This is a genomic window from Hydrogenibacillus schlegelii, assembly GCF_001653195.1.
Classification (GTDB): Bacteria; Bacillota; Bacilli; order Thermicanales; family DSM-22653; genus Hydrogenibacillus; species Hydrogenibacillus schlegelii.
In genome coordinates this window covers 1-541 of sequence record NZ_JXBB01000064.1, presented here as the reverse complement: position 1 = coordinate 541, position 541 = coordinate 1, and the positions used below count along the sequence as shown (strand labels likewise).

Annotated in this window: 1 pseudogene; it reads right to left on the bottom strand. The window is 50.6% G+C overall.

The annotated features are described in order from the left end of the window. Positions 1–72: 72 nt before the first annotated feature. Positions 73–474, bottom strand: a pseudogene (gene tnpA / locus SA87_RS11965) (IS200/IS605 family transposase). Positions 475–541 lie beyond the last annotated feature (67 nt).

The following is a 541-nucleotide window of genomic DNA, read 5'->3' as shown; positions in this document are numbered from 1 at the left end:
GGGTCTTTGGGTTTTCCTGCGCTCCTTTGTCTCCTGAAGGGCGTTTTTGATCCGCTCGGCTTTGCTCACGGCTTACTTTCCTTTCTGGTCTTCGATGTACTTCCGAATGGTCTCCTCCGATATGTGTCCGACCGATTCGACGTAGTACGACCTCGTCCACAGAGAGGGCAGACGACTTTTCAGGAAGGGAAACTCTTCCCTCAACACCCGAGACGTATGGCCTTTCAACTGCTGCACGATGAAGTGGGGGCTGTTTGTGGGAACGGTCTTCACGAACAGGTGGATATGATCCGGCATGATCTCCATCTGCACAATCTACACTTCGATCTTTTCGGACTTCTCGAGCAACAACTCTTTTAGCCGTTCAGCCACTTCACCCACCAAGACCTTGCGGCGGTACTTGGGGCACCAGATGAAGTGGTAGCCGATGTTGTACCCTACCGTTTTTGATCGCTTCCATCGTTTCCCGTTCATGTCTGTATCATAGCACAACCATTAGAAAACTGCAATACATCTAACGAAAAAGCCGCCTTTCATCCCA